Origin of the sequence: Haloferax sp. Atlit-4N, from assembly GCF_003383025.1 — an archaeon.
Classification (GTDB): Archaea; Halobacteriota; Halobacteria; order Halobacteriales; family Haloferacaceae; genus Haloferax; species Haloferax gibbonsii.
Genome location: NZ_PSYY01000001.1, coordinates 865782 through 889614 on the forward strand (window position 1 = coordinate 865782; position 23833 = coordinate 889614).

A 23833-nucleotide genomic window follows, 5' to 3' on the forward strand; every position below is an offset into this window, starting at 1 on the left:
CACTCGGCGGGCCGCCGCGCCGTCTCGCAAAGAACTCTAAATATATTCATTATTGTTCCGGAACCCTTTTCCACCTCTCTACGTAGGTACACGGTATGTCCGACACCGAAGCTCAGCTCCGCGAGCAGTTCATGGACGCCTTCGCGAACGCCGATTTCCCCGTGAAGAACCAGATGTCTCTCGTCCCCGCGCTCCCGAACGGTCCGGGCACGAAGTTCAAGGCCGACGACGTGACCATCACGGCGATGGAGCTGGCCGCGAAGCTCGGCAAGCACCAGGACTTCCCGTACGAGGACGCCGAGAGCCTCGTCGACGACATCATCGCCGGCCTCAAGGCCGAAGACATGATCTGAGTTCGGTCGTCGCGTGACCGAGACGAAACGCGCGCTCTGGGACCGCTTCGTCGACCGCTTCGTCGACGCCGCGGACCCGATTTCACTTTTCGAGACCGCCGCCGACGGGACCGTCGAGACCATCGCGTACGGCCGTTCCGGCCGGCGGACGCTCCGCCGCGGCGAGCGCATGGAGCGCCGACTCCGCGAGGCCGGCGGTCGCGTCGTCGCCGACTACGACCGACGCGAGGGCCGCTACGAGGGGCTCGTCTACATGATGTACACCCTCGACGGCGACGAGGTGGTCCCCCGGTACCTCGGCAAGTGCGGGAAGTTCGGCGCGTCCGGCACCGACCTCAACAGCAACCTCAAGAACGTCGATACCAACGACGGCAAACTCGCGCGCTGGGGCTACGGGAACTACTACCACGTCGGCGACCTCTCGTCGGCGGTCTTCCGCGGCGACGGGCCGGGGAAGTACGACCGCTGGGTGGACGCGCTGTTCGCCTCGACCGACCCGCCGCGGCTCCGCGAACCGGTCTACTTCTGGGTCGAACCGTGGGCGGTCGGCACCGAGGGGCCGTACCCCGACACGCGGCCGTACCTCGAAGAACTGGAGTACCAACTCATCGGCATCGCCTTCGAACTGTACCCGGAGCGCCTGCTCAACACCGAGGGCGTGCCGACGAACCCCGAGGCCTACGCGAAGATGCGCGGGTGGACCGACCGCGAGGACGCGCGGCTTTCGGACTTCTGACACCCAAACCGATTTCTCGTCGCCGGGGCAATTCGAGGTATGCGAACGTACGACATCGAGCGCTACCTGAACATCAGGAGCGCCTACGGCGCCTCGTTCTCGGCCGACGGCGAGCGCCTGTCGTTCCTCATGGACACGACGGGCGTCCCGCAGGTCTGGACGGTCGATTCGCCCGGCGCGTGGCCCGAACAGCGGACGTTCTACGAGGAACGCGTCACCTTCGCCTCGTGGTCGCCCGAGCGCCCCGAACTCGCCTTCGGCATGGACAAAGGCGGCAACGAGCGCGCGCAGTTGTTCCGACTCGAACCCGACACCGGCGTCATCGAGAACCTGACCGAACACCCGGACGCCAAGCACCGCTGGGGCGGCTGGAGCCACGACGGCGAGCGGTTCGCGTTCACCTCGAACCGCCGCGACAACGCCGTCTTCGACGTGTACGTGCAGGCCCGCGACGCGAGCGGCACTGACGCCGAACTCGTCCACGAGGGCGACGGCTGGCTCACCGTCGGCGGCTTCTCGCCCGACGACTCGAAGCTCATCGTCCAGGAGGCGTACTCGAACTTCGACCAGGACGTGTCGGTCCTCGACCTCGCCACGGGCGAGCTGACCCACCTCACGCCGCATCAGGGGACGGTCCGCTTCCAGAGCCCCGAGTGGGGGCCCGACGGAGAGAACGTCTACATGGTGACCGACCGCGGGAGCGACACGCTGGAACTCGTCCGCTACGAACTCGCCTCCGGGGAGTTCACGACCGTCGACACCGGCGGCGACCACGAACTGGACGGCATCAGCATCGACCGCGAGTCGCGTCGGCTCGTCTACTCCCGGAACGTCGAGGGGTACACGGAACTCACCTTCGGCGAACTCACCGCGCCCGACCGCATCGACGTGCTCCCCCAACCCGACCTGCCGAACGGTGTCGCCGGCGGCGTCTCGTTCTCCCCGGACGGCGAGCGCGCCGCGGTCACCGTCACCGCCAGCGCCGACACCGCGAACGTCTACGTGGTCGAGTTGGCCACGGGCGACGCCGAGCGATGGACGCTCGCGGCGACGGCGGGCATCCCGCGGGACACGTTCGTGCCGCCCGAGCTCGTCCGGTATCCGACGTTCGACGGCCGCGACATCCCGGCGTTCTTCACGCTCCCCGAGGAGTCGCCGGAGGGCGAGACGCCCGTCATCGTGGACATCCACGGCGGGCCGGAGTCCCAGCGTAGACCGTCGTTCTCGGCGGTCAAGCAGTACTTCCTCTCGCGGGGCTACGCCTACTTCGAGCCGAACGTCCGCGGCTCCGCGGGCTACGGGAAGGCGTACGGCCACCTCGACGACGTCGAAAAGCGGATGGACTCCGTCGCGGACATCGAAGCCGCCGTCGAGTGGCTCCACGACCACCCGGCTGTCGACCCCGACAAAATCGTCGCCATGGGCGGCTCGTACGGCGGGTTCATGGTGCTCGCGGCGATGACCGAGTACCCGGACCTGTGGGCCGCCGGCGTCGACATCGTCGGCATCGCCAACTTCGTGACGTTCCTCGAAAACACGGGCGACTGGCGGCGCGAACTCCGCGAGGCCGAGTACGGGTCGCTCGAAGACGACCGCGAGTTCCTCGAATCCATCTCGCCCATCAACAACGTCGAGAAGATTCGCGCGCCGCTTTTCGTCCTCCACGGCGAGAACGACCCGCGGGTGCCGGTCAGCGAGGCCCACCAGCTCGTCGAGGAGGCGAGGGAACACGCCCACGTCCGCGAACTCATCTTCGACGACGAGGGCCACGGCTTTTCCAAACTGGAGAACCGCATCGAGGCGTACTCCCAGATAGCCGACTTCCTCGACGAGTACGTCCGGAGCGCGCCCGCCGCGGACGACTGAATCGGACCTGCCTTATTTTCCGTTAGAGTCAAAGCGCGGGACATCGAATCCCCGTCTATGAGCGCGGACTCCGAACAGCGAACGATCCGGTGTCTCATCGCGAAGGTGGGACTGGACGGCCACGACCGCGGTGCACACGTCATCTCTCGCGCCTTCCGCGACGCGGGCTTCGAAGTCATCTACTCCGGACTGCATCGCGCTCCGGACGAGATTATTCAGGCGACGGTCCAAGAGGACGTGGACGTACTGGGCATCTCTATCCTCTCCGGCGCGCACAACACGCTCGTCCCGAAGGTGATGGCCGGCCTCGAAGAGTACGGCGCGCTCGACGACACGCTCGTCATCGTCGGCGGCATCATCCCCGAAGAAGACCGGCCGAGACTCCTCGAACAGGGCGTCGACGCCATCTTCGGTCCCGGCACGCCGATGCAGGAGACCATCGACTTCGTGAAGGAAAACGCGCCCGAGCGAGCGTGACGATGAGCCGGGCGGTCGAATCCGACCTCGTCGAGCGACTCCTCGACGGCGAGCACCGAGCGCTCGCGCGGGCCATCACGAAAATCGAGTCGCAGTCGCCGGGCTACCGGGACATCGTCTCGGAACTCCACGCCCACACGGGCGACGCCTCCGTCGTCGGCATCACGGGCAGTCCCGGTGCCGGCAAGTCGACGCTCGTCGACAAGCTTGCGAAGCACTACCGCGACCAGGGAGAAACGGTCGGCGTCATCGCCGTGGACCCCTCCTCGCCGTACACCGGCGGGGCCGTCCTCGGCGACCGCATCCGCATGGCCTCGAACGTCGGCGACATGGACGTGTTCTTCCGGTCGATGAGCGCCCGCGGTCAGCTCGGCGGCCTCTCGACCGCCACCGCGGACGCCGTGAAGGCGCTCGACGCCTTCGGGAAAGACCGCATCATCATCGAGACGGTCGGCGCGGGGCAAAACGAGGTGGACGTGGTGAAGACCGCGGACACGGTCGTCGTCCTCGTCCAACCCGGCAGCGGCGACGACGTGCAGATGCTCAAGGCGGGCATCCTCGAAATCGGCGACCTGTTCGTCGTCAACAAGGCCGACATGGAGGGCGCGTCGCGCACCGTCGCGGAGCTACAGGAGATGATTCACCTCCGCGACGACCCGCGGGCGAACCTCGACACCGGCCACCATGGGGCCGAGGCGTTCGACGACGCCGGTCACGGACACGGCGGGCACGGCGACCACGCGGACACGGGTGAGACCGAGACCGGCGAGGCCGGCGAGGACGCCCCTTCCGACGCCGACGAACCGCCCGTCTGGACGCCGCAGGTCCTCGAAACCGTCGCCACGACCGGCGAGGGAATCGACGAGTTGGTCGAGACGCTGGACGACCACCGCGACTACCTCGACGCCTCCGGTGAGTTGGCGGAGAAGGCCCGCAAGCGCGCGGGAGAAGAGATTCGCCAGCTCCTCCGAAGCGACGTGAACCGGCTCCTCGAAGCCGAGCTCGACCGCCGCGGCGGAGTCGACGCGTTCGCCGAGGCGGTCGTCGAAAAGGAGACGGACCCCTACGCGGTCGCAGAAGACGTGCTCGAACCGCTCCGGGAATGTCTGGACGGGCGAGACGACTGACGTCGGGTGCCGAGCCGACGTTTTTCCTGCCCACCACCCCGCCACGGGCGGGCGAATTAAGGCCACCGCGCACCATCTACGTGACATGAAACTCCGACGAGCCATCGGACTGGCCGCAGCGGGCGTCGGTCTCGCCGCCGCGACCAACGCCGCCCTCTCGAAACGCGTGGGTCCCCTCGAACCGCCGCTCTCCGGAAACCACGGGACGTACCGCTGGCGCGGCATGGACGTCTCGTACGTCGAAGCCGGCGACGAGGACGACCCGACGCTCGTCTTCCTCCACGGCATCAACGCCGCGGGGTCGTCCGGCGAGTTCCGCGAGGTGTTTTCGACCCTCGCCGAGGACTACCACGTCGTCGCGCCCGACCTCCCCGGATTCGGGCTTTCGGACCGGCCGGCGCTGTACTACTCGCCCGCGCTCTACGAGGACTTCGTCGGCGACTTCCTCGCCGAGTACGACGACCCCGCGGTCGTCGCCTCGTCGCTCACCGCGGCCTACGCCGTCGCCGCCGCGGAGCGAGACGACGTGTCGGTCTCGCGGTTCGTCCTCGTCTGTCCCACGTCGCGCGGCGGCCCGGACCCCAAGGAGTGGCTCCGCGAACTCGTCCGCGCGCCGGTCGTCGGCGAGGCGCTGTTCAACGTCGTCGCCTCCCGGCCGTCGATTCGCTACTTCAACGCCGACCACGGCTACTACGACCCCGAGAAGGCGGGCGAGGAGTGGCAGGAGTACGAGTGGCGCACCGCCCACCAGGAGGGCGCGCGCTTCGCGCCGGCGTCGTTCATCTCCGGCTACCTCAACACCGACGTCGACCTCGGCGAGGCGCTGTCGGCTCTCGACGTCCCGACGACGCTCGTCTGGGGCCGCGAGAGCGACATCACGCCGCTGAAGCGGGGCCGCGACCTCGCGGACGCCGCGGACTGCACGCTCGTCGTCTTCGACGACGCGATGTTGCTCCCGCACGTCGAGTTCCCGAACGCCTTCGTCGACACCGTCCGCGACGCCCTCGACTGAACGGGGCCGAAGCAGCGGCCGCGGCCGCGACCACGAGCCGAACCGACCCAACCCGACCCAACCCCCTGAACTGAACCGATGTTCGACTCCCTGTCGCTGTTCTCGCTGTTCCTGTACGGAGCTATCGCGCTCCTCGCGGCCGGCTTCTGGGCGTGGCTCCTCGGTTCGTACGTCTTCGGCTGGCGCTCGCCGCTGGAGGCCGTCGAGGCGCGCGAGAGATAACGTGCGACGAGTGTGGCGCTACTCGCTCGCGGGCCGGAACACGAGCAACCGCTCGTCAGTCGTCGCGTTCGTGGCCACGTCTACCGAGACGGTCGTTCCGAGGTCGACCTCGTCGGCGGGGAGGTCGCGGACGACGCCCGTGAGTTTGACGGGGCCGAACGACGCGATGGCCGTCACGTAGGGCGCTTCGTCTGCGAAGTTCGGCGCGGGGACGTGCACCTCGGTGAAGGTGAGTACCTCGCCCGTCTCCGGGAGCGGTTCCGCCGTCAACTCGGCCGCGCCGCAGTGCGGACAGGAGCGCCGCGGCGGGAGCGAACCGTGACCGTCCGGACACGCGAGGTAGTAGCCCTCGCCGTCGGCGATTGCGGCCAGCCACTCGTCGTAGCCGGTGTCGCTCATCGGTCCACCTCCAAGACGTGGACGACCGCGCTGGCGACGGTTCCGCCCGCGTTGTGGGTGACGCCGACCCGAGCGTCCGGGACGGCGTCGCTGTTGCCGTGGTCGCCGCGCAGGAGCTTCGTCATCTCGACGATTTGGGCGGTCCCCGTCGCGCCGACGGGGTGGCCCTTCGCCTTGAGGCCGCCCGAGAGGTTCACCGGGAGGTCGCCGTCGCGGGTCGTCTCGCCGCGGGCGGCCGCGCCGACTCCCTCGCCGTGGTCGTAGAGGCCGAGCGATTCGAGCGCGAGCACCTCGGCGATGGTAAAGCAGTCGTGGACCTCGGCCACGTCCACGTCGTCGGGGCCGATGCCGGCGTCCGCGTAGGCCGCGTCGGCGGCTTTCGTCGCTGCGGGCGTCCGCGCGAGGTGGGGTCTGTCTTGGAGCGCGGCCTTGTCGCCGCCCTGCCCCGACCCGGTGACGGAGACGGGCGCGTCGAGGCCGCGTCGCTCGGCGTAGTCGTCGCTGACGAGGACGACCGCGCTCGCGCCGTCGGTGATGGGGCAGGCGTCGTAGAGGGTGAGCGGGTCGGCGACGACGGGGCTTTCGAGCGCGTCGTCGACGGTGATTTCGCGGTGGAACTGCGCGTAGTCGTTGTGCATCGCGTTGGCGTGGTTCTTCACCGCGATGTGCGCGAGGTCCTCGCTGTCGCCGCCGAAGGCGTCGAAGTACGCGCGAGCCATGAGCGCGTACGCGCCCGGGAACGTGACGCCCGCGCGGACCTCGAACAGTTCGTCCGCGGCGATGGCGAGCGACTGGGTCACCTCGGCGGTCCCGAGGTTGTTCATGCGCTCCATGCCGCCGGCGAGGACCACGTCGGCCGCGCCGCTCCGAATCGCGGCGACGGCCTGTCGGAAGGCGACGCCCGCGGAGGCGCAGGCCTGCTCGTAGCGGGTCGCGGGGCAGTCGAGGCCGGCGGCCTCGGCCATGACCGGCCCCTGGTGGCCCTGCTTCTCGGCGAGTTCGCCCATGAAGTTGCCGTAGAAGATCTCCTCGTAGTCGTCGCGGGAGACGCCGGCGTCCTCGCGGGCGGCGAGGGCGGCCTCCGCGAACAGGTCGCGACCGGTTCGCTCGGGGTGACTGCCGAACTTCGTCAGTCCGACCCCGGCGATTCGCACGTCAGTCATGAATGAACGTACGTGATAGATGGTCCTTGAACCTGCCGTTCGTCCGTGGGCCGAGTCGCGGTTCGGCCCCGTTCGCTCGCCGTCGCGGCCGCGACACCTCGGCGCGACCGCCTCGCCGATGTCGGTCGATTTCTCCGCCTTACCACCGCCGCGTTTTCGACCCATCGCAACGGTTACCACGGCCCCGCGAGACGGACCACTATGAGTGACTGGATAGGCGACACGTTCACCAGCGAGGTCGGCTGGAACCACCTGGAGACGCTCGTCGACATCGGCAACCGGATGACTGGCTCGCCCGGCGAGCGCGAGGCGATGGAGGCGACCCGAGACGCCCTCGAACGCGTCGGCGCGCGCAACGCTCGCATCGACCCGTTCGAGATTCAAGGCTGGGAGCGCGGCGACAGCGCCCTCTACGCCGCAGACACCACGCAGGACTGCATCGCGCTCCCGCGCAGCCCCGCCGGAACAGCGAGCGGCGAGCTGGTCGACCTCGGCTACGGGCTGCCCGAGGACTTCGACCGCGACCTCTCGGGGAAGGTCGTCGTCGTCTCCACGACGGTCCCCGACCACTACGACCGCTTCATCCACCGCCGCGAGAAGTACTACTACGCCGTCGAGGCCGGCGCGGCCGCGTTCGTCTTCGCCAACCACGTCCCCGGCCAACTCCCGCCCACGGGGAGCGTCGGCACCGCCGAAGCGCCCATCGGCGACATCCCCGCCGTCGGCGTGAGCAAGGAGGTCGGCGCGCGCCTCCGTCGCCGGTTCGACGGCGACGAGGTGACCGTCGACGTGACCTGCGAGACGCCCGCGGCCGAAAGCGGGAACGTCCACGCCGAACTCGGCCCCGACACCGACGAGGAGGTGCTCGTCACGAGCCACCTCGACGCCCACGATATCGCCGAGGGCGCGATGGACAACGGCGCGGGCACCGCGATGGTGGTCGAGGTCGCCCGCGCGCTCGCCGCCCGCGAGGACGAACTCGACACGCGCGTCCGCTTCGTCTGCTTCGGCGCGGAGGAAGTCGGGCTCGTCGGCTCCGACTACGAGGCCGACCGCCTCGGCGACGACCGGGCGAACGTGAAGGCCATCGTCAACAACGACGGCGTCGTCGCTGGGCGGACGCTCAAGCTCACGACCCATGGCTTCGACGAGCTCGAAGCCGCCGCCGACGCCGTCGCAGAGCGGTTCGACCACGATATTTCGACGCTTCCCGAACAGCTCCCCCACAGCGACCACTGGCCGTTCGTCGCCCGCGGCGTCCCGGCGTACATGGTCGGCAGCGAAAAGGAGGGCCGCGGCCGCGGGTGGGGCCACACCCACGCCGACACCATCGAGAAACTGGAATCGCGGACGCTCCGCGAGCAGGCGATTCTCCTGACGGAACTGACCGTCGAACTCGCCGACGCCGACCGCGAGATTCCCCACGCCGACCCGGCGGACATCGCGGCGGCGCTGGAAGCCGAAGACCAGGCCGAGGGGATGAAAGTCACCGGCGACTGGCCGTTCTGAGGCGGTCGGCGACGCGCCCGTCCCGCTCGGGTCGCGCCGGACCTCGCGCAACCGAACCACGAGGGCTTTTATTCGCGGCGGCGTAGCACGGGACGATGCTACGGGGGCTCGCCGCGGGTGGACGACGATGAGATTCGGTATCGTCGGTGACGACTCGGTCGCCACCGCCGTCAGAGCGGCCGGTGCGTCGGTCGAACCGACGTCGGCCGAGGCGGACGCCGTCGTCGCGGTCGGCGAGTCGGCGCTCTCGACGGTCGCGCTCGGCTCCGAGTGGTCGTGTCCGGTCGTCCCCGTCGACTGCGGCGCGCCGTGGTCGACCCCGCGGCGCGGACTCGAATCGCGGCTGTCCGCGGTCGCGGCGGGTGACGGTCGAGTCGTCGACCACCCGACGCTCTCGCTCCGCGTCGGCGGGGACGCGGCGGGTCGCGCGCTCCTCGACGCGATGCTCGTTACGAGCGAACCGGCACACATCTCCGAGTACGGCGTCGCCCGCGCGGAGGCCGCGGTCCCCTTCTCGTCGGACCCGACCGACGAGTCGCGCGCGGCGGCGCGCTGGACGCCGGTCGACGAGTTCCGCGCCGACGGCGTCGTCGTCGCCACGCCGCTCGGGAGTTCCGGCTACGCGCGCGCCGCGGGCGGCGCGGTCGTCGGTCCGGCCGCCGGGCTCGCCGTCGTCCCCGTCTCACCGTACGCGACGCAGACGGACTCGTGGGTCCTCCAACCGCCCGTCCGGCTGTCGGTCGAACGCGACGACGCGCCCGTGTCCCTCGTCGCCGACGACGAGGTCGTCCGGGAAGTTCTCCCGTCCGAGTCGGTGGTCATCGACCGCGACGGGAGCGTTCCGCTCCTCGTCGAGTGAGCGCCTCGCTCGGCCGTGATTCAGACACCGAGCGGCGGCGCTCGGCGCGGCGAAAATACGTGTTCCTCGTGAGCGGTGCGAGCGTGACGACGCGGAGAAGAGTGCGTCGCGGAGTTAGACGATGAGGTTCCAGTAGTCCGCGACGAGGAAGAAGAGGCTCTGGAACGCCGCGTACAGGAGCACGAGCGTCGCGGCGACGAGCGAGCCGTTCGGGCGTTCGAGCGGCTTGTCGGTGCGGGCTTCGACCTTACGCGCTTCGAACTCGAAGAAGTCGGTGACGAACATCCCGACGACCAGCACGGTCAGCACCATGCCGCCGTGCGGCTCGACGAGCAGGTAGAGGAACGAGGTCAGGACGAGCGCACCCGAACTAATCGAGTGCGGGAGGTACCGGGAGACTGCCTCCTCTCCACCCTCCTTGGCCTGTCGGACGTGCGACCGGTGACCGAGGAAGCGCGTCGCGAAGTTCGCAAGCACGAGCACGAGCGCCACGTGCGGGACGACCGGTTCGACCGCCGCCAACTGGTCGAGCGGGACGAGGAACTGTAGTGGGTGCATACAGGACCGTCGGAGCGAGACTCATTAGAGTTTTTCCAATCCGACGCGGGAGCGGCGGGGAGGGCGACCGCTATTGTGGGGGTTCTTCGTCGACTCGAAGCGAGATGAGAGGAGAACGGAGCGCGGTGTCGGCTTACTGCGCGTTGCGGCGCTCTTCGAGCGCGGACATAATCTGGTGACCCGCCGGGATGAGCACCCAGAAGGTGAGCGCGCCGAGAAGCGCGAACCAGAGGAACACGTCCATCAGGGTGACGGCGATGATGTTGAACAGTCCCTCGGTCGCGCCGGACGACAGCGGCTCGATGAGCTGTTGTGTGCTCTCGAAACTGCTCGTCCGGTACCACGACGCGAGCACCAGCCACGCGAGTCCGGACCCGGTCAGGATACCCAGACCCTTGATGAATTCGTCAGCCATTGTTCGAGTCTTCGCCGGAGTCCTCTTGAGACTTTCCCATTCCTTGGGCGCGAAATCGGGTGCCGAGCGTGTAGACGACCGCGCCGAACGCGATGATGCCGAGTCCGAAGACCGCGAGGGCCGTGCTCAGTAGGCCGTCCGCGACGCCGATTCCGAGCGCGCCGAGCGCGCCCGCGATGACCGCGCGGAGCGCGCTCACTTGCAGCGTCGCGGCGTCGAGGAAGACGAAGCCGAGAACCACGCTGACGACGGCGATGAGCGTCGAGAAGACGGTGATAGTCTTGTAGAGCCGCATGGGAACGACGATGTCGCGCCGGCCACGGCGTCCCCGCCGCGTCTCGTCGGCGTCGCCGGTTCGACCGGTTGCGTCGCTGTCTGTCATCAGTGACGCTAAGAAGGGACGGTTGGTAGTGGTTCCGCTCTATTTCGGCGGGCGAAGCCGGTAGTAGCGGCGGTTGAGGTTGTACATGTACCCCTCGCGCATCGTCTTCAGCACCGCGTAGGTGATGGTCCCGAAGACGAACGGGAGCAGGAACGTCAGGTCGAACAGCAGGTCGACGTTCATCGGCATGAGGTTCTTGATGGCCAGAAGCGAGATGGTCATCGCGAACACCACGCCGAAGACGCCGACAGCGGACCAGAACGGCTGCTCGACGGGTCGCCGGGCCGAGCCCTTGTTGAGGAAGGGCACGATGGCGATGAAGCCGACGACGACGCCGTTCGCCAGCACGCCGTAGGTACGGTCGGCCATCAGCTTCTGTCCGCCGAGGATGGCCAGCTCGGGGTTCAGCGGGTTGAGCTTGAGCAGGCCGAACGACCAGTAGAGGTACCAGTCGGGCAGGATAATCGCCGGGGTGCTCGACGGATTCGCGGGGTTGCCGATGTGCGGCGGCATGGTCGCCGAGAGGAACAGAATCATCCCGACGAAGAACGACGCAATCGAGAGGTTACGGACGGTCTCGTGGGGCCACGTGGGGAACGCCAAGACGTCGCGTTCGACGTAGTCGGACTCCGTGCGAAGGTCCTGGTCTTCACGACGTGCGCGCTCGAAGTACTCGTAGGTGAGCCGGGAGAGCCCCGTCTTGCGAGCCTTGCGCTCGCTCCACGTGGGCGTCTCGTCGTCCGGGGCCACGATGCCCGCGCCGTCGGATCGAATCTCCTCGTTTTCGGGTTCGTTGTCGCTCATGATTGTCACCTCAGTGCGGCTCCGCGATGCCCTGCACCCACACGATGCCGATGTGGATCGCGATGAGCGTCGTCACGACGAACGGGAGCAGGAACACGTGGATGATGTACATGCGCTGTAGCGTCGACTGGCTCAGCGAGAAGCCGCCGAACAGGAGCTGTGCGACCCACTCACCGGCGAGCGGGACCGACAGCGACATCTCGACGCCGATCTGCCCCGCCCAGTAGGCTAGCTGGTCCCACGGGAGGAGGTATCCGGTGTACCCGAACACCATCGTCAGGCTGATCAGGACGATGCCGAGAAGCCAGTTCAGCTCACGGGGTTCCTTGTACGACCCCGTGAAGTAGACACGGAGCATGTGCAGGAACACGGCCGCGACCATGACCTGCGCCGCCCAGCGGTGGACGGAGCGGAGCATGAAGCCGAACTGCAGGTCGCGCATGATGAATTCGATACTGCTGTAGGCCGTCGTGGGGTCACCGGTCGTCGCCGGGGAGTAGTAGAACCCGAGAAGGGCACCACTTATCGCCGCGACGACGTACGCGAGCGTCGAGAACAAGCCGAGCGTGTACAGGGGGTACCAGTACCAGAACTTGTTGTCGAGGTTGTACTGCTCGGTGTGGCTCTTCGGCATCTGGAGGTTGACTCGGTAGTAGAGCGTCTCCAGAAGTTCCAGATAATCGACGATGCGGAGTCGCTTATCCAGCCAGATGAGCGTGGTGAGGAAGGTGGCCTCGACCGGGGTGAGGTCCTTCTTTTTCATCCAGGCCTTGTGGTCGTAGTCGTCTTTGCGTTCGAGACTCATGGTTTATCGCTTGTAGTAGGGGTACACCGCGCGTTTGACCTGTTCCCACGCGTCGTCGCTGCTGAAGGTGACACCGTCGACGTCCTCTTCGCGGACGTAGAGGTCTTCCCACTTGCGACGCCGCTTTTTCACGATCATCACGTCGGGGAGGAACTCCTTGCGGTACAGCGCGAGGATGAACGCGAGGTCCACGAAGATGACGGCGAGGACGCCGCCGAGGAACATGTTCCCCGTGTCCGTCAGGCCCCACCCGGAGACGAAGCCGTAGGTGAAGAGGAACACGAACACGACCTCGATAATCGTCAGGAGGACGATTGCGATGGCCGCTGCGGTGCTCTCGCGCGCCGGTTCGTATCGGTGAATATCGCCGTATGTGCTGCCGGTCGAAGACATTATTCGCCACCTCCGGTGTTACCCGTATTTGGGGACTCGCCGTACTTCAAGATGAAGAACGTGTAGATGATGGTGACGAGGATGCCCAGAATCGTCGCCGAGCCGACCCAGTGGGCCTGAATCGGGACGCCGAGTTCGTGCAGTTCCTTCTCGCCGCCACCGCCGGTGCTGATAGTCGCCACGTCGTCGCCGACGGCGACCGCGCCGAGCATGCCGAGCGCCTCGTGGGGCACGCAGTGGTACTTCGTGATGCCACCGTTCTCGAACGTGAACTCGTAGGTCGTTCCGGCCTCGGAGACGGACGCGCCGGAGTCGAGCGACGCGCCCTCGCTCGCGACGACGTTGTGGCCGCCGCCTTCGCCGGTCCACTCCCACGTCACGGTCGTGCCGGGGTCGATCCAGATGCCAGCCGGTCCGAACGCAAGGTTACCTCCGTTGCCGGACGCGCCGACCTCGATGGTGACTTCGCTCTGACCGCGGAGGTCTTCGTAGCCTCCGTCGATGCCGTCGAGGTAGCCACCGAAGTCGGGTTGAACCTGCGCTCCACCGCCGCCTTCCTGCGCAGCAGCGGTCCCGGCGGCAGCGGTCGCGGCGGCTGTCGCACCGCCAGCCGTTCGGAGAAACTCCCGCCTTTTCATACGGTCGTTCGTCAGGATGGGACGCGCTTAAACCCACCGACTATGCCGTCACGGAGGGTGTTTGCGAGGTGAGCGCGCGCCGGTCTCAGCCCTCAGAACTGAGGGCGTCTCCCTCGGGGGCCTCGACCAAGGACGCGACGTTCTCGTCCCCGTCGAACGTCGGGACGAACTCGGGGCGCGACCCGCCTTCGAGACCCATGACGCGGAGCCTGTCTCGGTACTCCTCGGCGCGGAAGCGGTCCGAGAGCCGGGCGTTCGCCACGACGACGAAGAGGAAAAAGCCGATGACGAGAAAGCCCAGGCCGGCCAGCGGCGCGATAATCGAATCGAGGTCGGGGAGGACGAGCCACGCGCCGATGAGCGCGAACCCGCCGAGTAGCTGCCCGAACGCGACGATTTGGAGCATTCGGTTGCCGAAGTCGCCGGTCCCCTGTGCGACCTCTTCGGGTTCGGGGAGCCTGACGGTCTCGGGCGCGTCGTTCACCTCGAAGTCCTCCATCGAACAGAGCGCGACGGTCGGTTTCACGTCGCGGAGGACGGTCCCTTCGCCCTCGACGCTCCCGTCCGGGTAGACGACGGCGTAGCCCTCGTCGGAGTACGCGAGAATCCGTGGCTCGCCGTTTTCCGTCACGCGTTCGAGGACGGCGAACACTTCGCGAATCGCGACGCGGTAGCGGAGTTCCTGTTCGACGCGGTCGAGCAACTCCTCGCCGACGACCCACGAGTCGGGGTCGAACGCGGCGTCCCACTCTTCGGGGGTCATCTTCGCCATGTCGGCCGGGCCGAAGTTCTCGAAGTCGTACTTGGCTTCGACCTCCTCGCGGAGGGCCGCGAGCTCCGCGTCGGACATCGCGGCGTCGGCGTCCGCGTCCGGTGACGAGCCGTCGTCGGCCGGGGCGGAAGACGAGTCTGACATCGCCACGGAGTAGGGTCCACGCCGGTAAACGTGTTCCGACCCCGAACCGCGTTCGTCGCGTGCGGTCGGCCACGAGCCGCCCATCGGACGCGACCGCTCGCTGGTCCAGCGCTCGAACGGCGGTGGTCCGGTGCTCGAATCCCGGCGGTCGCGGCCGACGTTTAGCTCCTGTCGCGTGGTCTAGCGCTCGAACGGGACGCGGCGCATCGGTCCCTTTAGGCCGACCGGGTGCTAACGCCGTGCGATGGCAGACGAGACGACGCTCGCCACGCTCGCCGCGATTACCGTCACGGCCAGCTTCCCGTTTTACCTCTACGGCGCGTGGATAATGATCGACGCCGAGACGGTGTCGTGGGACGTGCTCGTCTACCACCTCAAAATCATCTTCCCCGGGCTCGTGTTGAACACGGTCCCGGTCGTCACGTGGATGCTCCCGCGGCTCTTTCAGCAACTCAACGGCCTCAGCGCCCTGCACGCGATTCTCGGCCTGCAGGCGTACGCGATGCTCGTCTTCGCGCTCACGGGAATCGTCCGCATCTTCCAGGCCAAGTGGGAGGCGGACCTCTACCGCGACCCGGACCAAGACCTGTCACTCGACGACCTCCACGAGAACATGGGCGCGTGGCGCGGCCGCCTCCGCGTCGGCGTCTTCGGCTACGTCATCTTCTGGGTGTTCGCGTGGTTGCTCGGTATCTACCGCTACCTGAGCGGTTACGTGTTCGTCTGAGCGCTCACCACGCCTCGCCGCTGGCGAGGTCGACCTCGTGGTCGAGCTTCGACGAGGGGCAGACGTCTTCGAGCACGCAGGCGTCGCAGTCGGGGTTGCGCGCGTCGCAGACGGCCCGGCCGTGGCTGATGAACAGGTGGGTGAACTGCTGCCAGTCGCGCTCGGGGACGACCGGCATCAGGTCCTCCTCGATTCGCTCGGGGTACTCCTCTTCTGTCAGCCCGAGGCGGCGCGAGAGCCGCTGGACGTGGGTGTCGACGACGATTCCCTCCACGATGTCGTGGCCGTGCTGGAGGACGACGTTCGCGGTCTTCCGGCCGACGCCGGCGAGGTCGGTCAGCGCCGACATGGTGTCCGGAACCTCGCCGTCGTGCTTCTCGATGATGTCCGCGCACGCGGAGCGGATGTACTTCGCCTTGTTGTTGTAGTAGGTGATGGAGCTGATGTCGTCGGCTAACTCCTCTTGGTCGGCGGCGGCGTAGTCCGCGGCGCCGTCGTACTTCTCGAACAGCTCCGCGGTGACCTTGTTGACGCGCTCGTCGGTACACTGCGCCGAGAGCATGACGGCGATGAGCAGTTCGAGGCGGTTCGAGTAGGAAAGCGAGATGGTGGTGTCGGGGTACTCCTCGTACAGTCGGTCGAGGACCTCCTCGGCTTGCGCCTCGCGGCTTTCGAGTGGCGTGCCCATACCTGTGGGTGCGACCCGGTCGGTTTCAGTCGTTCGGGTTGGGGCGAGGGGTGCGGATTCCTGACCGTGCGGATTCCTGACCGTCCGGATTCTCGCGGTTTAAGAGCCAGCGTTCGGTGTTATCGACGCGTCAGTCGTCTAGACGGACGGAGTGAGCACGATGACACCAACCACCGACTCCCGACGGGACGGCAGTCCGCCGACCGAGACGCGACCCGAACGAATCGCCGAGACGCCGGGCGCACACGACCGCCGGCGCGACCGGTTCGTCGCCGGCGCGATGCTGTTCGCGTTCGGCCTGCTCGCGTTCATGGGAATCATCACCGCCGAGGCGTTCTACCCCGGCTACAACGCGGGCGTACAGGAGATAAGCGACCTCGGTGCGACGAGGCCGCCAAACAGCATCATCCTCCAGCCGTCGGCGACGATTTTCAACGCGACGATGGTGCTTTCGGGGCTGTTGGTCCTCGGCGCGAGCTACTTCGCGCACCGGGCGCTTCGCGACCGCGTCGTCACCGCCGCCGTCGCGATGCTCGGCGTGGGCATCCTCGGCGTGGGCGTCTTTGACGGGAGCGAAGCCCCGATGCACGGGCTGTTCGCCCTCCTGACGTTCTTCGCCGGCGGCCTCTCCGCGGTCGTCGCCGCGCGGGTCATCGAGACCCCGTTCCGGTATCTCTCGGTCGCGGTGGGCGGGTTCGTCCTCGCCCTCCTGGCGAGCATCTTCGCGTTCGGCCTCCTCGGCCTCCCGCACCCGCTTTCGTTCCTCGGCGCGGGTGGTATCGAGCGCTACGTCGCCTACCCGGTGCTCCTGTGGTTCATCGGGTTCGGCGGCTACCTGATGGGGTCCGCGTCGGAGACGGGACCTGCCGACCCGACCGACTCGGCCACCCCGACCGACGCCGCCCGGTGACGCGCTCGATTCGGCCGCGCGAACCCGACGATTTATGATTCACGACCGCGACCGACCGAGCATGTCCGCGCTCGAACTCCCCGGCCGGCGCGAATCGTGGTTGACCGCGGCCGCGACGCTCGGCGGGTACGGTCTCATCCTCGCCGCGATGTTCCTCGCGCTGTTCGTCCTGCCGTACTTCGCGTTCGCCGCGTAGCCACTCGGCGGTCGGCGTCGCGCGAAAAGCGAAGGTAGAACCGAAAGCCGAAACGAAACGCGACTCGCGTCGGTTACGCGAACGCGCGGGAGACTTCCGTCTCGTCCGAGGCTTCCTGCTGAATCTTCTCCCAGGCGTCGAGGAAGTCCTGCATGTATATCTCCGTGCGGTCGTCGCGGATGGCGAACATCCCCGCTTCCGTACAGACGGCCTTGATGTCGGCACCGGAGGCGTTGTCGGCCATCTCGGCGAGTTCGACGAAGTCCACGTCGTCGGAGACGTTCATCTTCCGGGTGTGAATCTGGAAGATTATCTCGCGGCCGTCTTCGTTCGGCTTGGGCACCTCGATGAGGCGGTCGAACCGCCCCGGCCGGAGAATCGCGGGGTCGAGCATGTCGAAGCGGTTGGTCGCCGCGATGATGCGGATGTTGCCGCGCTCGTCGAAGCCGTCCATCTCGGCGAGCAGCTGCATCATCGTGCGCTGGACCTCGGCGTCGCCGGAGGTCTTCGAGTCCGTGCGCTTCGAGGCGATGGCGTCTATCTCGTCGATGAAGATGACGGCGGGCTCGTTCTCGCGGGCGACCTCGAACAGGTCGCGGACGAGCTTCGCGCCCTCGCCGATGAACTTGTGCACCAGCTCGGAGCCGGCCATCTTGATGAACGAGGCGTTCGTCTGGTTGGCGACGGCCTTCGCGAGCATCGTCTTACCGGTCCCCGGCGGGCCGTACAGGAGCACGCCGGACGGCGGGTCGATGCCGACCTTCTCGAACATCTCGGGGCGGTCGAGCGGCATCTCGACCGTCTCGCGGACCTCCTGCATCTGCTCTTCGAGTCCGCCGATGTCCTCGTAGGTCACGTCGGGGCTGTGTTCGACCTGCATCACGCGAGCCCGGACGTCCGTCTCCTTGTCGAGTCGCTTGACGATAGAGAGGGAGTTGTTCACGGCGACGCGCGCGTCGGGTTCGAGCTCCTCGCGCATCTCGTCTGTCACTTCGGTGAGGGCCTCTTGGTTGTTACCGTGCTGCTTGATGATGACCCCCTCGTCGGTGATTTCCTGAACCGTCGCAACGAAGAGCGGCGACTGCTTGAGCTTCTTGTTCTCGTGGGTAAGCCGCTCGAGCTTCTGTTGATACTTGTTGTTCTCGGCGTTCGTGTCGAGGAGCTTGTCGCGCATCTCCTCGTTCTGCGTTTCGAGAACTTCGAGCCGCTCTTGAAGGGCGGTGATCTTCTCCTGCTGCGACGCCGAGTCCTTATCGTAGGGGAGGTCGACGTCGTCCACAGTATCGGTCATCATCCGGCATAGGGTGCAGGTTCATAAGAGGCTTCGGGTGTGTGAGGGATTCGCCGCCTAGGGCCCGTCTGCCGCCCGGATGACGAGTCTGACGCGCGTCACATAAATTCCTCATAGTAATAAATCTGGATAGCAAATATTATCTAATAGCATTGCATGGTACCTCGTACGATGAGCACCACGGAAGCAGTCGAACGCGAGTCCGAGCCCCAGTCAGACGACCGGTGGGAATCGGTTCGGGACATGCCCCCGAGCGCGAAGTTGGTCGCGAAGATTCTCGACTACGAGGACACGCTCACCCAGAGCCAAATCGCCGAAGAATCGCTTCTCCCCCCGCGTACCGTCCGCTACGCGCTCTCCCGGCTGGAAGACGAGGGCGCGGTCGACTCCCGATTTTCGTTCTCCGACGCGCGCAAGCGCCTCTACACGCTCAACATTTAAATCCGAACGCGCGGCCACGTCGCCGCATGTCTTCGCCCGCTCCCGACGACGTCGGCCGCGCGCTCGCCGCGCTCGCCGACGCCGACGCTGACGCCGACGCTGACGCCGGTATCCCCGACTACGAGTCGCGCCCGCCCGCCGAAGTCGTCGCCGAGGCGCGAAACGCCTTCGAGTCGCTCCGTTCTGCCGCCCAGTTTCTCTCCGACGGAGGCGAACTAACGCTCCGCCGAGCGGTCGGCGAGGCCGCCCGGCGCGGACACCGCGAGTGCGCGCGCACCGGTCGGGCGCTCCTCGCGGACCTCGACCGCCTGCGCGGCGCGCTCGTCGACGCGGGCGCGACCGAGGTGTCGAATCGGCGCTCCCGAACCGCACAGCGGCGACCGCGGGACGCCGACCACTTCCGCTCCGGTCGCACAACCGTTTTCAGCGGCGGTGGCGAACCGGTTGATAGATGACACGGGTGATACACACCGGCGACACCCACATCGGGTATCAGCAGTACCACTCGCCGGAGCGCCGACAGGACTTCCTCGACGCCTTCGAGCGGGTCGTCGCGGACGCGCTCGACGGAGACGTGGACGCCGTCGTCCACGCCGGCGACCTCTACCACGACCGCCGTCCCGAACTCCCCGACCTCCTCGGGACGCTCGCCGCGCTCCGCCGCCTCGACGACGCCGGGATTCCCTTCCTCGCCATCGTCGGCAACCACGAGTCGACCCGCGGGGGCCAGTGGCTCGACCTCTTCGAGCGCCTCGGACTGGCGACGAGACTCGGACGCGACCCCCACGTCGTCGGCGACGTGGCGTTCTACGGGCTCGACCACGTCCCGCGCTCGCGCCGAGACGAACTCGACTACCAGTTCGAACCGCACGACGCCGAGCGCGCGGTGCTCGTCGCCCACGGTCTGTTCACGCCCTTCGCGCACGCCGACTGGGAGACCGAAACCGTCCTCGCCGAGTCGAACGTCGACTTCGACGCGGTCCTCCTCGGCGACAACCACGTCCCCGACACCGCCGAACTCGACGGGACGTGGGTGACCTACTGCGGGTCGACCGAGCGCGCGAGCGCGAGCGAGCGCGACCCGCGCGGGTACAACCTCGTTCAGTTCGGGCCCGACGAGGTCGACATCCGTCGGCGCACCCTCGAAACGCGACCGTTCGCCTTCGTCGAGGTCGACCTCGCCGGCGACGAGGGCATCGAGCGCGTCCGCCAGCGGGTCCGCGAGTTCGACCTCGAAGACGCGGTCGTCATCGTCGAACTGCGAGGCGAGGGCGACGCCGTCACGCCCGCGGCGGTCGAGTCGTTCGCCGTCGAGGAGGGCGCGCTCGTCGCCCGCGTCAACGACAAGCGCGATATCGACGACGGCGCGGAACTGGCGACCGACGTGAGCTTCGCCGACCCCGACGACGCGGTGCGCGAGCGGGTCCGCGAGATGGGCCTGTCGAGCGCCGCCCTCGACGTGGACGAGACGGTCCGGGCGAGCAAGGTCGCCGACTCGAACGTCCGCGACGAGGTCCGCGAGCGCGTCGAATCGCTGCTCTCCGACGACCCGGGAGCCTTCGTCGCCGCCGAGAGCGAGGATGACATCGAGAGCGACGACGGCGTCGAGGCCGAGGATTCGGAGGCCATCGAGGGCACGGCGGACGCTGAGGACGCGGAAGCCGCCGAAGACGCGGCCGAGTCCGACACAGGGACGACGACCGAGACCACCGCTGAAACGACGACCGAATCCGACTCGGAGGCCGCCGCGGAACCGGCGGCGAGCCAAGACAGTTCGCTGGGTGATTTCGCGTGAGGTTCACCCGAATCGCCATCCGGAACTTCAAACCCTACGAGGACGCCGAACTCGACCTCAGAGACGGCGTTACGGTCATCCACGGCGTCAACGGCAGCGGCAAGTCGTCGCTCCTCGAAGCGTGTTTCTTCGCGCTCTACGGCTCGAAGGCGCTCGCGGGGACGCTCGAAGACGTGGTGACGACGGGCGCCGACGACGCCGAAATCGCGCTCGAATTCGTCCACGACGGCGGCGAGTACCGCATCGAGCGTCGGATTCGCGTCTCCGGCGACCGCGCGACCACCGCCAAATGCGTCCTCGAAGGCCCCGAGGGAACCGTCGAGGGCGCGCGAGACGTTCGCCGGCACGTCGCGTCGCTCTTGCGCATGGACGCCGAGGCGTTCGTGAACTGCGCGTACGTCCAGCAGGGCGAGGTCAACAAGCTCATCAACGCGACGCCGAGCCAGCGCCAGGACATGATAGACGACCTCCTGCAGCTCGGAAAGCTCGAAACGTACCGCGAGCGCGCCGGCAACGCTCGGCTCGGGGTCGAAGACGTGCTGACGAGAAAGCGGAGCGTCCTCGAAGACGTCGAGTCGCAAATCGAGACGAAAGAGGAGGCGGACCTCCACGCGACGCTCAACGCGCTCGAATCCGAACTCGACTCCCTCGACGAGGAGATTTCGAACTACGAGGGCCAGCGCGACAAGGCGAAGGCGGCGCTCGACGCCGCCGAGGCGACGCTCGACGAGCACGCCGAAAAGCGGGAGCGACTCGACGAGGTCGAGGCGGCAATCGAGGACCTGACCGCGAAAATCTCCACGGACGAGACGAAGCGCGACGACCTCTCGGAGCGCGTCCGCGAACTCGACGCCACCGCCGACGACCTCGAATCCGACATCGACGACGCCCTCGACCGGGCCGACCTCGACGACGCGAGCGACGAGGCGATTGCCGGCGCGCGGGAGGCGCTTTCGGAGCGCGAATCCGGGCTGCGCGACGACCTCTCCGAGGCGCGGACGCGGGCGCAGGCGTTCGAGACGCAGGCCGAGCGGCTCGCCGAGCGCGCCGCCGACCTCGAATCGCGCGCCGAGGAGAAACGCGAGGCCGCCGAGGCCGACGCGGAGACCGCCGCCGAGGCCGAGCGGGAGCTCGAATCGTTCCGCGAGACGCGCGCGGAGCTTCGGTCGTCGCTCGACGACGCCGAAGCGCGGTTCGAGGACGCCCCCGTCGAACTCGGCGAGGCCGCCGACCTCCTCGAAAAACGGCGTGAGGCGCGGTCCGACGCCCGCGAGTCGCTCGCGGAGACGGAGACCGAACTGAAGAACGCGCGCGAGCGTCTCGCCGAGGCCGAGCGCCTCCGCGACGCGGGCAAGTGCCCCGAGTGCGGGCAGCCGGTCGAGGGCTCGCCCCACGTCGACGCCATCAGCGAGCGCGAGGCCGCCGTCGAATCGCTGGAAGCCGACCTCGACTCGCTCGAATCGGACGTCGAGTCGCGCTCGGCGGCCGTCGAGGCGGCCGAGGCACTGGTCGAAATCGAGAACCGCGCGGGCTCTCAGCGCGACAAACTCGACCTCGCCGAAGAACGCATCGCCGACCGCGAGGAGACCGTCGAGAGCCGCCGGGAGGCCGCCGCGGAGAAGCGCGAGGCCGCCGCGGAACTCGAAGCCGAGGCCGAGGAGAAACGCGAGGCCGCGACGACGCAGGCCGAGCGGGCCGAGGAGGTCGCGGAGACGGTCGAGTCGCTCGAAGCGGACCTCGAAGCACTCGACGAGCGGCGCGACCGACTCGACCGCGTCGAGTCGCTGGTCGACGCGCGAGCCGAGAAAATCGACGCGCGGGACCGGCTCCGCGAGAAGCGCGAGACGCTCGCAGACGTGAACCGCGAGCGCCGCGAACACCTCCGAGAGCGTCGCGAGCGCCGCGACGAACTCCGAGAGACGGTCGACGAGGAGGCGGTCGAGGGGGCGAGACAGCGCAAGCAGAAGGCCGCGGCGTACCTCGAACGGGTCGAAGACGAAGTGCTTCCCGAACTGCGAGACAAGCGCGACGAACTCCAGAGCCGCGTCGGCGGCGTCGAGGCCGAACTCGAACAGTTGGACGGCCTCCGGGAGCGCCGCGAACACCTCTCCGAGCGCGTCGACGCCCTCGAATCGGTCCACGAGGAGGTGTCGACGCTCGAATCGACCTACGGCGACCTCCGGGCGGAGCTTCGCCAGCGCAACGTCGAGGTGCTCGAACGGATGCTCAACGAGACGTTCGACCTCGTCTACGCCAACGACGCCTACTCGCGCATCCGGCTCGACGGCGAGTACGGCTTGACGGTGTTCCAGAAGGACGGCACCGCGCTCGAACCCGAACAGCTCTCGGGCGGCGAGCGCGCCCTGTTCAACCTCAGCCTCCGGTGTGCCATCTACCGGCTCCTCGCCGAGGGTATCGACGGCGCGGCACCGCTCCCGCCGCTCATCCTCGACGAGCCGACGGTCTTCCTCGACGACGGCCACGTCTCGCGGCTGGTCGACCTCGTCGAGGACATGCAGAACCGCGGCGTCAAGCAGATTCTCATCGTCAGCCACGACGACGAGCTGGTCGGTGCGGCCGACGACCTCGTCCGCGTGGAGAAGAACCCGACGACGAACCGCTCGACGGTCGAGCGAACCGACGCGCCGACCGTCGAGAGCGCGCTCGCGGACGACTGAGAGCGGGTCGGTTCCGCCGCGAGTGACCCTATTCGCTCGCCCGCAGCAGTTCGACCCCTTCTTTCGCGGTCTCAGTCGCCTCGTAGCCGCGCTCCCCGTAGACCGTGGTCTCGGCGACGAGGCCGGCGACCCGGAACTCGGTCAGGAGGCCGTGGAGGTCGCTCTCGCAGAGGTCGTAGGCCCCGAGGAGGTCGACCGCGGGGAGCGGCCCGCGGTCGACGAGGTCGACGAGCAAGCCCAGTCCGCGCTCGGTCGGGACCGCGACGAGTATCTCCCGGACCGGCTCGGGAACGGCTCGTGCGGCGGTTTCGAGCGGAGACTCGCCGCTCACGGCTTCGAGTTCGTCGTTCGGCAGGTGTCGCTCCTCGCCGGTCTCCGGGTCGCGGACGCGGCTGGCGTCGCTCGACTGCTTGACGAGGAGGTACGTCCGGCCGTCTGGCCCGCGAACGGTTCGCATATGTCTCGGCGAAGGG

The 23833-nt window shown here is 67.8% G+C and carries 29 protein-coding genes; 16 read left to right on the plus strand and 13 right to left on the minus strand.

Going from position 1 to position 23833, the window contains the following annotated elements; all coding sequences use genetic code 11:
* Positions 1–95 precede the first annotated feature (95 nt).
* The 7 genes from C5C07_RS04540 to C5C07_RS21605 all read left to right on the plus strand — a co-directional run bounded on the left by C5C07_RS04540 (position 96) and on the right by C5C07_RS21605 (position 5793).
* Complete coding sequence (locus C5C07_RS04540; protein ID WP_004972607.1) at positions 96–353, plus strand: MTH865 family protein; 258 nt, start codon at positions 96–98, stop codon at positions 351–353.
* A 13-nt stretch (positions 354–366) separates the two neighbouring features.
* Positions 367–1089 (plus strand): hypothetical protein, encoded by a 723-nt coding sequence (locus tag C5C07_RS04545; protein ID WP_115804641.1) that lies wholly within the window; start codon positions 367–369, stop codon positions 1087–1089.
* A gap of 39 nt (positions 1090–1128) precedes the next feature.
* Positions 1129–2955, plus strand: a complete 1827-nt coding sequence (locus C5C07_RS04550) for a S9 family peptidase (RefSeq protein WP_115804642.1) — start codon at positions 1129–1131, stop codon at positions 2953–2955.
* Between the two features lie 57 nt (positions 2956–3012).
* A complete protein-coding gene (locus tag C5C07_RS04555; protein WP_004972603.1) occupies positions 3013–3432 on the plus strand; it encodes a cobalamin B12-binding domain-containing protein in 420 nt (139 codons plus the stop codon).
* A 2-nt stretch (positions 3433–3434) separates the two neighbouring features.
* Positions 3435–4559 carry a methylmalonyl Co-A mutase-associated GTPase MeaB gene (meaB, locus tag C5C07_RS04560; protein ID WP_115804643.1) on the plus strand — a complete coding sequence of 375 codons (1125 nt, stop codon included), beginning with the start codon at positions 3435–3437 and terminating at the stop codon, positions 4557–4559.
* An 85-nt stretch (positions 4560–4644) separates the two neighbouring features.
* A complete protein-coding gene (locus C5C07_RS04565) occupies positions 4645–5571 on the plus strand; it encodes an alpha/beta fold hydrolase (RefSeq protein WP_004972601.1) in 927 nt (308 codons plus the stop codon).
* Between the two features lie 78 nt (positions 5572–5649).
* The gene (locus C5C07_RS21605; RefSeq protein ID WP_004972600.1) at positions 5650–5793 is read left to right on the plus strand and encodes a hypothetical protein; all 144 of its coding nucleotides are present in this window, start codon (positions 5650–5652) and stop codon (positions 5791–5793) included.
* An 18-nt stretch (positions 5794–5811) separates the two neighbouring features.
* Here the strand turns inward: C5C07_RS21605 and C5C07_RS04570 are convergent, their stop codons facing one another.
* Both C5C07_RS04570 and C5C07_RS04575 read right to left on the minus strand, forming a co-directional pair.
* Positions 5812–6192 carry a Zn-ribbon domain-containing OB-fold protein gene (locus tag C5C07_RS04570; protein WP_115804644.1) on the minus strand — a complete coding sequence of 127 codons (381 nt, stop codon included), beginning with the start codon at positions 6190–6192 and terminating at the stop codon, positions 5812–5814.
* On the minus strand, positions 6189–7355 hold the full coding sequence (locus C5C07_RS04575; RefSeq protein WP_004972597.1) for a thiolase domain-containing protein: 1167 nt from the start codon (positions 7353–7355) through the stop codon (positions 6189–6191). Before C5C07_RS04575 ends, C5C07_RS04570 begins: the two co-directional genes overlap by 4 nt.
* Positions 7356–7556: 201 nt before the next feature.
* Between C5C07_RS04575 and C5C07_RS04580 the strand changes: the two genes are divergently transcribed.
* Together C5C07_RS04580 and C5C07_RS04585 are read left to right on the plus strand one after the other, a co-directional pair.
* Positions 7557–8864, plus strand: coding sequence for a M28 family peptidase (locus tag C5C07_RS04580; protein ID WP_004972595.1), 1308 nt, complete (start codon positions 7557–7559; stop codon positions 8862–8864).
* A 127-nt stretch (positions 8865–8991) separates the two neighbouring features.
* Complete coding sequence (locus C5C07_RS04585) at positions 8992–9723, plus strand: NAD(+)/NADH kinase (protein WP_004972594.1); 732 nt, start codon at positions 8992–8994, stop codon at positions 9721–9723.
* Between the two features lie 114 nt (positions 9724–9837).
* Here the strand turns inward: C5C07_RS04585 and C5C07_RS04590 are convergent, their stop codons facing one another.
* The 8 genes from C5C07_RS04590 to C5C07_RS04625 form a co-directional block, all read right to left on the minus strand.
* Positions 9838–10281: a hypothetical protein gene (locus C5C07_RS04590; RefSeq protein ID WP_004972593.1), complete on the minus strand. Its 444-nt coding sequence runs from the start codon at positions 10279–10281 to the stop codon at positions 9838–9840.
* A gap of 133 nt (positions 10282–10414) precedes the next feature.
* A complete protein-coding gene (locus C5C07_RS04595; protein ID WP_004972591.1) occupies positions 10415–10696 on the minus strand; it encodes a hypothetical protein in 282 nt (93 codons plus the stop codon).
* Positions 10689–11078, minus strand: a complete 390-nt coding sequence (locus C5C07_RS04600; protein WP_004972590.1) for a hypothetical protein — start codon at positions 11076–11078, stop codon at positions 10689–10691. Before C5C07_RS04600 ends, C5C07_RS04595 begins: the two co-directional genes overlap by 8 nt.
* 39 nt (positions 11079–11117) lie before the next feature.
* Complete coding sequence (locus tag C5C07_RS04605) at positions 11118–11882, minus strand: cytochrome bc complex cytochrome b subunit (protein ID WP_004972588.1); 765 nt, start codon at positions 11880–11882, stop codon at positions 11118–11120.
* Positions 11883–11892: 10 nt separating this feature from the next.
* On the minus strand, positions 11893–12687 hold the full coding sequence (locus C5C07_RS04610; protein WP_004972586.1) for a cytochrome bc complex cytochrome b subunit: 795 nt from the start codon (positions 12685–12687) through the stop codon (positions 11893–11895).
* 3 nt (positions 12688–12690) lie between these two features.
* The gene (locus tag C5C07_RS04615) at positions 12691–13080 is read right to left on the minus strand and encodes a hypothetical protein (RefSeq protein ID WP_004971171.1); all 390 of its coding nucleotides are present in this window, start codon (positions 13078–13080) and stop codon (positions 12691–12693) included.
* Complete coding sequence (locus C5C07_RS04620) at positions 13080–13718, minus strand: halocyanin domain-containing protein (RefSeq protein ID WP_004972585.1); 639 nt, start codon at positions 13716–13718, stop codon at positions 13080–13082. The genes C5C07_RS04615 and C5C07_RS04620 overlap by 1 nt, the downstream gene beginning before the upstream one ends.
* Before the next feature lie 85 nt (positions 13719–13803).
* Positions 13804–14634 carry a hypothetical protein gene (locus C5C07_RS04625; RefSeq protein WP_049904945.1) on the minus strand — a complete coding sequence of 277 codons (831 nt, stop codon included), beginning with the start codon at positions 14632–14634 and terminating at the stop codon, positions 13804–13806.
* Between the two features lie 244 nt (positions 14635–14878).
* Here C5C07_RS04625 and C5C07_RS04630 point away from each other — a divergent pair, with 244 nt between their 5' ends.
* Positions 14879–15361 (plus strand): hypothetical protein, encoded by a 483-nt coding sequence (locus C5C07_RS04630; protein ID WP_115804645.1) that lies wholly within the window; start codon positions 14879–14881, stop codon positions 15359–15361.
* A gap of 4 nt (positions 15362–15365) precedes the next feature.
* On the opposite strand, the gene nth is transcribed toward C5C07_RS04630, so the two are convergent.
* The gene (gene nth, locus C5C07_RS04635; protein WP_050458787.1) at positions 15366–16049 is read right to left on the minus strand and encodes an endonuclease III; all 684 of its coding nucleotides are present in this window, start codon (positions 16047–16049) and stop codon (positions 15366–15368) included.
* Between the two features lie 160 nt (positions 16050–16209).
* Here nth and C5C07_RS04640 point away from each other — a divergent pair, with 160 nt between their 5' ends.
* Both C5C07_RS04640 and C5C07_RS22085 read left to right on the plus strand, forming a co-directional pair.
* Positions 16210–16959, plus strand: a complete 750-nt coding sequence (locus C5C07_RS04640) for a DUF998 domain-containing protein (RefSeq protein ID WP_115804646.1) — start codon at positions 16210–16212, stop codon at positions 16957–16959.
* A gap of 61 nt (positions 16960–17020) precedes the next feature.
* Positions 17021–17155, plus strand: a complete 135-nt coding sequence (locus tag C5C07_RS22085) for a hypothetical protein (protein ID WP_004972580.1) — start codon at positions 17021–17023, stop codon at positions 17153–17155.
* A 73-nt stretch (positions 17156–17228) separates the two neighbouring features.
* Here C5C07_RS22085 and C5C07_RS04645 read toward each other — a convergent pair whose 3' ends face one another.
* A complete protein-coding gene (locus tag C5C07_RS04645) occupies positions 17229–18446 on the minus strand; it encodes a proteasome-activating nucleotidase (protein WP_004971162.1) in 1218 nt (405 codons plus the stop codon).
* A 171-nt stretch (positions 18447–18617) separates the two neighbouring features.
* Here C5C07_RS04645 and C5C07_RS04650 point away from each other — a divergent pair, with 171 nt between their 5' ends.
* From C5C07_RS04650 to rad50, 4 genes are read left to right on the plus strand one after another with little or no spacing between them, the layout of a single operon-like run.
* Positions 18618–18887 (plus strand): helix-turn-helix domain-containing protein, encoded by a 270-nt coding sequence (locus C5C07_RS04650; protein ID WP_004972579.1) that lies wholly within the window; start codon positions 18618–18620, stop codon positions 18885–18887.
* 26 nt (positions 18888–18913) lie between these two features.
* Positions 18914–19342: a hypothetical protein gene (locus tag C5C07_RS04655; RefSeq protein WP_115804647.1), complete on the plus strand. Its 429-nt coding sequence runs from the start codon at positions 18914–18916 to the stop codon at positions 19340–19342.
* A complete protein-coding gene (gene mre11 / locus C5C07_RS04660) occupies positions 19339–20682 on the plus strand; it encodes a DNA double-strand break repair protein Mre11 (protein WP_115804648.1) in 1344 nt (447 codons plus the stop codon). Before C5C07_RS04655 ends, mre11 begins: the two co-directional genes overlap by 4 nt.
* Positions 20679–23360 carry a DNA double-strand break repair ATPase Rad50 gene (rad50, locus tag C5C07_RS04665; protein WP_115804649.1) on the plus strand — a complete coding sequence of 894 codons (2682 nt, stop codon included), beginning with the start codon at positions 20679–20681 and terminating at the stop codon, positions 23358–23360. The genes mre11 and rad50 overlap by 4 nt, the downstream gene beginning before the upstream one ends.
* Positions 23361–23388: 28 nt before the next feature.
* Here the strand turns inward: rad50 and C5C07_RS04670 are convergent, their stop codons facing one another.
* Entirely contained in the window at positions 23389–23817 is a 429-nt protein-coding gene (locus tag C5C07_RS04670; RefSeq protein WP_004972574.1) for a hypothetical protein, read from the minus strand.
* Between the last annotated feature and the right edge of the window lie 16 nt (positions 23818–23833).